Origin of the sequence: Flectobacillus sp., from assembly GCF_049240685.1 — a bacterium.
Classification (GTDB): domain Bacteria; phylum Bacteroidota; class Bacteroidia; order Cytophagales; family Spirosomataceae; genus Flectobacillus.
Genome location: NZ_JBMLSD010000277.1, coordinates 7,490 through 13,013 on the forward strand (window position 1 = coordinate 7,490; position 5,524 = coordinate 13,013).

Annotated in this window: 3 protein-coding genes; all 3 read left to right on the forward strand. The window is 34.7% G+C overall.

Annotation, left to right across the window (positions count from 1 at the left end; genetic code table 11):
* Positions 1 to 659: WD40 repeat domain-containing protein (locus ACOVQ4_RS12670; RefSeq protein WP_421821008.1), on the forward strand; the 659-nt coding region annotated here is incomplete at its 5' end.
* Between the two features lie 11 nt (positions 660 to 670).
* Positions 671 to 2,404, forward strand: a complete 1,734-nt coding sequence (locus tag ACOVQ4_RS12675; RefSeq protein ID WP_421821009.1) for a hypothetical protein — start codon at positions 671 to 673, stop codon at positions 2,402 to 2,404.
* 4 nt (positions 2,405 to 2,408) lie between these two features.
* Positions 2,409 to 5,524, forward strand: a 3,116-nt coding sequence (locus tag ACOVQ4_RS12680) for a hypothetical protein (RefSeq protein ID WP_421821010.1), incomplete at its 3' end; no start/stop codon positions are given.

Here is a 5,524-nt window from a genome sequence, read left to right on the forward strand (position 1 = left end):
AAGTCTGGTCTGTGGAAAAAGAAATACAAGCTAACTTTTTAAAAGAAGAGAAAAATATTCATAAGGCTAATTTTTCCCCTGATAGTAAATGGCTGATAATAACAAACAATAATTTTACAGACAAAGTCTGGTCTGTGGAAAAAGAAATACAAGCTAACTTTTTAAAAGAAGAGAAAAACATAGATGCGGCTACTTTTTCCCCTGATAGTAAATGGCTAGTAACAAAACATGGAGAATTTCCAGATTATACAGCCAAAGTCTGGTCTGTGGAAAAAGAAATACTTCATGACTTTTTAAAAGAAGAGGCAACTATTCGTGATGCTACTTTTTCCCCTGATAGTAAACTGCTATCTATCATTACCCAACACCAAGTAAAAACCTACGAAACTACCACTGGCAAATTAATCCAATGGCTATGGCTAAATAAAAAGCCTACGCAAGTTGACATTATTGACAATCGCTACCTCTATGTCACGGTAGGTAAAGCAATTGTTAAAACAAATTTAGAAACACAGCGAGGTAACATAATGAGTTTTGGAGATGGTGAGAAATTAGATTACGAATATGATGAAATTGTAGAGTGGAAAAAGGTTTTTGGAAAGCAGTACCTCCTACCTTTAGATGAGGAGATTAAGAACAAATATGGGATAAAAGAATAATTAGGACACAAATGATGGATACAAGACCTGTTATTATACTTGCTTTTGCCAATAGCCCTAGTTCTCCTCTTCATTATTTGAGTGAGGAGATTAAAAGGTGTAACGCTGCCTTCAATAACATTAGTGGTAAGTTTCAAATACGCTATCTATACGAGGCAAAAATTGAGGATATTCAAAATGCCATAGACGAAACTGCAAGTCGTGTGGTGGGTTTTATGTATAGTGGTCATGCCAATGAAAAGGCTATTGATACTATTGGTCATGGCATGTCGGCTATTGGTTTAGCAAGTCAGCTAGGTCGTTGTCCTAATCTAATTTGGGTATTACTGAATGGATGTTGTACAGGCGCCCATTTTGAGTATTTCAAAGTTTTCTCTATTCCTATTTTTGTAGGTACCCAAGCACCAGTCAATGATCAGACTGCTACTTGGTTTTCTACAACCTTTCTTCAAGAGTTAATTAATGGAGCTGATATAGCTAGTGCTTTTCAAACAGCCATTGAGAAAGTACAGGCATATTCCACCACTTCAATTACCAGAGAGACCCGCTTCTTAGATGACGATATTCCCAGTACTCCAACAAATACTTGGTTGCTGATAGTGCTAACTGTACAGTATCTGACATGGAAGCTATCAGCAATTAGCCATAGCCAATTAAATTACATCCCTAATAGTTACTTAAAGGAGTTTCTATACGAAAAACTCAGTGAATGGGATGATAATATCGCTGGCTATGAAAGTTTTGAAGATGCTCAGGGAGATATATTAGCCAAGTTTCCTCCTTTTATCAGTAAACAAATCCATAATCTATGTGCCAGTAGAGTTGAAGGTATCAATGATTCAGGGGAATATTTTGACCAACCCACTATAGAGCGTATCGGGAAAATGGTTGGCTTTTATACTGCTGTACAAGAAATCTTACTCAGTATTGCCTTAGCAGAATTAAGAGACTGTTTTATAGACAAGTCAATTAATTATACCAAAGAAAATAATCCATTCTTCTTTAATCAACCCGCTCGTTTTAACAAAATAGAATGGATTATTAAAGCTATCGAATTTAAACAAACAACGAATATTCCTTTTTTTATAGTAGAAATTCAAGAGCTTATAACTAAACATGAAACGCTATCAGCTTTGGGGCAGTTTTTTGAAGAGCTCTCACTATTTTATCAAAATGCCAATCCTAATGCAGCAGTTTTAGAACAAAAAAGCCTTTTGGCTGAACAAAAATTGGTAGAGCTTTTAGACTGTTGTTTGTTCCTGACACAATACAAATTTGTATCCGTGAAAAATATTGTGGTTTTTAAAAACAGATCGAAACCCAAGGCTCAGTTTGATTATAAACTATCAGTTTATGAATGGAAGGGCGAACGCCAAGAAAATCCTGCGAACTTAACTAATCTAAATTTACACAACGAAATCCCTGATAATTTTTCGATACTCATCATAAAAGCCTTAAAGCATGGTTTTATGCAGGTAAATATGAATAACCATATCAATAAGCAATTAAAAAGTGACCATTACTTGAATATTTCGCCCTTTATTATTGACCCAAATGTTATTTACGACAAAGCTCCTATTTCAAATATTTCATTTTTGGATGTCTATTCCGAAAATAGGTTGACCTACCGTTCCTTGTATAAAGTAGAAGACCGTAAATCCATTGAAAATAACAAAGAAATGAAAGTGGTTTTTAATGATCTTCAAGAACAATTTAAGGATTTTAAAAAACTTTTAAATCCGTAATAACATGAGCCAAACTCAAAGTCCCTTTCAGTTTTTAGCTCCGTATGGTGCGGATAAAAAAGACTCCTTCTTGGGGCGTGACCAAGAAATAGAAAAGTTATACGAATTAACCTTCGCCACTAATTTGATTATGGTATATGGTTCATCGGGAACTGGAAAAACTAGCTTAGTTCAATCGGGGTTAAGTAAAAAACTAAGCGGCCCCGATTGGATTCCTCTCTTCATTCGTAGAGGTGATAATTTTAAGACTTCCTTAACTGACCAATTGAAAGTTATTTCTAAAGTACAAAAAGAAGACACCAGTGTTTCGGAACATCTTGCTGTCATTAATCGTAGATATTATCGTCCAGTCTATCTGTTTTTCGACCAATTTGAAGAAGTGTTTACCCTGAGTGATAAACAACAATCCTACAAAAAAGAATTAAAAGAACTGTTTGAGACATTAAACGAACTACAAAGCGAAAACACCTGTAAAATCATCTTGATTATTCGAGAAGAATTTCTTGGATTACTCTACGAATCAGAACAGTATTTACCTAATCTGTTTGATTTCCGTTTACGGGTAGAACCCATGAATCAACGTAAAATTCAAGAGGTTGTTTCTGGAATTTTTCAAGAATTTAAGATTCAAACAGAACCTTCAACTCTAACAACAACGATTTCTGAGAAATTAGTAGAAGGACAAGCCAACGGACAGTTAGCCTATTTGCAAGTGTATTTAGAGAAGCTTTGGCTTGAGGCTACTGCAATTGAATCAACTAACTCAACGGTAATTATCAAGCAGCAACACGTAGATACTATCAAAGACATTCAAAATGTACTGGATACCTATCTGATGGAGCAACAAAAAAGCATCAGTGCAGCATTAAACATAGAAGAGAAAGTCATCAAAGAATTACTGGACTTATTTGTGACAGATGATAGCACTAAAAGACCCAGAACCTTAGTATCACTCCAAAAAGAGATTAAAGGCGGACTGACCGAAACACAATTGAAAGCGATATTAAAACAATTAGAAACAGCCAGATTACTTATCTTAGAAAAAGACAATTACGAATTAGCCCACGATACCTTAGCCAAGGTTATTGATAGCAAACGGGATGCAGAACAACGACTCATCAAAAACTTGGTACAAAACCTGCAAACCAGTTATTTTTTCTATAAAGAAGAAAAGGGTGTTTTATTAAGTGAACAAAATGTAGCCTTGTACGACCGTTTCAAGAGTGCAATTGATGACTCACTCAGCGAAGAAAAAACAACCATACTTAGGTTTATTGAAGAAAGTAGGACTGAAATCGCTAAAAAGAAAATAGAGCTTGAACAAAAAAACGAACTTCTAATAACCCTTCTTAACCAAGCGGAGGAAGCAAAAAACAAAGCGATTAAAAGTGAAGAAAAAGCAAAAGTAGCTACAGATAATGCAACTGCCCTTTATTGGACATCTGAAGCAAGTAAAATAAATCCTATACAAGGCTTACGCTTATTAGAAAATTCTTTGTTTAAAGCTAAAGATAAAAATGTTATTAAAACTATCAATCAAGCCAATGAATTGATCTTTAACCAAAGTAATTATCATCAGTGGAGAGAGAAAAGAAGATATACAAACATAGATATTGTTACTTTTTCTCCAGATAGTAAATGGCTTATCACTACAGATAGGAATAATAAATCCAAAGTCTGGTCTGTAGAAACGGGAAAATATTATGACTTTTTAAAAGATGAAAAAACGATTCTCTTCCCTACTTTTTCTCCAGATAGTAAATGGCTCATCACAAGAGATGAAAATGATATTTACAAAGTCTGGTCTGTAGCAATGGGAAAATATCCAGACTTTTTAAAAGATGAAAATACGATTAGCTACGCTACTTTTTCTCCAGATAGTAAATGGCTCATCACAATAGATGGGAATGATAATTCCAAAGTCTGGTCTGTAGCAACGGGAAAATATCCAGGCTTTTTAAAAGATGAAAAAACGATTAGCTACGCTATTTGTTCTCCAGATAGTAAATGGCTCATCACAAAAGATGGGAATGATAATTTCAAAGTCTGGTCTGTAGAAACGGGAAAATATTATGACTTTTTAAAAGATGAAAAAACGATTCTCTTCCCTACTTTTTCTCCAGATAGCAAATGGCTTATCACTACAGATAGGAATAATAAATCCAAAGTCTGGTCTGTAGAAACGGGAAAATATTATGACTTTTTAAAAGATGAAAAAACGATTCTCTTCCCTACTTTTTCTCCAGATAGTAAATGGCTCATCACAAAAGATGGGAATTATAATTACCAAGTCAGGTCTGTAGAAACGGCAAACTGTCCAGATTTTTTAAAAGATGAAAAAACAATTCGCGATGCTACTTTTTCACCAGATAGCAAATGGCTCATCACAAAAGATGAAATAGTTGGAGGTACTTCCAAAGTCTGGTCTGTAGAAACGGGAAAAAAACCAGACTTTTTAAAAGATGAAAAAACGATTAGCGATGCTACTTTTTCACCAGATAGCAAATGGCTCATCACAAGAGATGAAATAGTTGGAGGCACTTACCAAGTCAGGTCTGTAAAAACGGGAAAAAATCCAGACTTTTTAAAAGATGAAAAAACGATTAGCTACGCTACTTTTTCTCCAGATAGTAAATGGCTCATCACAAGAGATGGGAATTATAAACCCAAAGTTTGGTCTGTAGAAACGGGAAAATATCCAGACTTTCTAAAAGATGAAAAAACGATTAGCTACGTTACTTTTTCTCCAGATAGTAAATGGCTCATCACAAGAGATGGGAATTATAATTACCAAGTCTGGTCTGTAGGAACGGAAAAATATCCAGACTTTCTAAAAGATGAAAAAACGATTCGCGATGTTACTTTTTCACCAGATAGTAAATGGCTCATCACAAGAGATGAAATAGTTGGAGGTACTTGCCAAGTCAGGTCTGTAAAAACGGGAAAAAATCCAGACTTTTTAAAAGATGAAAAAACGATTAGCTACGCTACTTTTTCTCCCGATAGTAAATGGCTCATCACAAGCGATGAAATAGTTGGAGATACTTACCAAGTCAGGTCTGTAAAAACGGGAAAAAATCCAGACTTTTTAAAAGATGAAAAAACGATTAGCTACGCTAC